This window comes from Polaromonas sp. (assembly GCF_030682935.1).
Lineage (GTDB): Bacteria > Pseudomonadota > Gammaproteobacteria > Burkholderiales > Burkholderiaceae_C > Polaromonas.
Genome location: NZ_JAUXNA010000092.1, coordinates 1 through 1,161 on the forward strand (window position 1 = coordinate 1; position 1,161 = coordinate 1,161).

Below are 1,161 nucleotides of genomic sequence, written 5' to 3' on the forward strand. Positions count from 1 at the left end.
GAACAGCAACAAATACTGGGGAATTCGGTCTCTGTGTCAGACGAAGTCTATAGCTTGCTTGAAGGCCCAAAGAGGTGTGGCACAATTGTTGTAACGCTTTGGGTGATGGTCATTCACGGCGTGTAAATTACTAATCGCAGCCAGTCTGCGGCTTTTCTCTAGAGGAGAACCATGAAGAAACTCAACAAAGTGGCAATGTTGTTTGCTTCCGCAGCGCTTGTTACCGCCGCTGGTGCGCAAACTATCGACAACTGGAAAAATGGCAACAACGAGTTGGTCTGGAAAAACGGAACCAACGAATTGTGCTGGCGTGACAACTTCTGGACTCCAGCTACTGCTGCTCCAGGTTGCGACGGCGCAATTGTTCCTGTTGTTGCGCCCGCTCCGGTAGTTGTTGCTCCTCCTCCTGTGGCTGCACCTGCACCTGCTCCTGTCGTCGTTGCTCCTCCTGCTGCAACCAAAGTCACCTACGCCGCTGACGCGTTCTTTGACTTTGACAAGTCTGTGCTCAAGCCAGAAGGTAAAGCCAAGCTGGACGATTTGATCGGCAAGATCAAGGACATCAATCTGGAAGTGATTATTGCTGTGGGTCACACTGACTCCATCGGCAGCGACGCCTACAACCAGAAGCTGTCGGTTCGCCGCTCGGAAGCTGTCAAAGCTTACTTGGTATCTAAAGGCATCGAGAAAAACCGCGTCTACACCGAAGGCAAAGGCGAGAAACAGCCGGTTGCTGACAACAAGACCGCTGAAGGCCGCGCAAAAAATCGTCGCGTGGAAATTGAAGTGGTCGGTACCCGCGTCAATAAATAATCCTGCCGGATTACAAAAAAAACCGCGCCATGGCGCGGTTTTTTTATGCCTCAACGAAAATCCTTCGATGCTTACAACTGACAACTTTGATCCTGCGGAATTAGCCAAGTTCTCTGACCTTGCCCATCGCTGGTGGGACCTTGAAAGCGAGTTCCGACCCTTGCACCAGATCAACCCGCTCCGGCTGGACTGGATAGACAGTCTGATGCCGTTGAAAGGCTTGCGCGCGCTGGATGTAGGCTGTGGCGGCGGTATCCTGGCCGATTCCATGGCCCGAAAAGGCGCAACTGTACTGGGGATCGATCTGGCGACCAAAGCCCTGAAAGTGGCGCAACTCCATGCGCTGGA

2 protein-coding genes are annotated in these 1,161 nt (G+C 52.8%); both read left to right on the forward strand.

Annotation, left to right across the window (positions count from 1 at the left end; genetic code table 11):
* Nucleotides 1-171 precede the first annotated feature (171 nt).
* A complete protein-coding gene (gene ompA / locus Q8K05_RS03735) occupies nucleotides 172-813 on the forward strand; it encodes an outer membrane protein OmpA (protein ID WP_305245182.1) in 642 nt (213 codons plus the stop codon).
* Nucleotides 814-880: 67 nt separating this feature from the next.
* Nucleotides 881-1,161, forward strand: a 281-nt coding sequence (locus Q8K05_RS03740) for a methyltransferase domain-containing protein (RefSeq protein WP_305245183.1), incomplete at its 3' end; no start/stop codon positions are given.

Excerpts from the sequence above, each read along its gene's own strand:
- ompA (WP_305245182.1), top strand. The coding sequence starts at position 172 with ATGAAGAAACTCAACAAAGTGGCAATGTTGTTTGCTTCCGCAGCGCTT.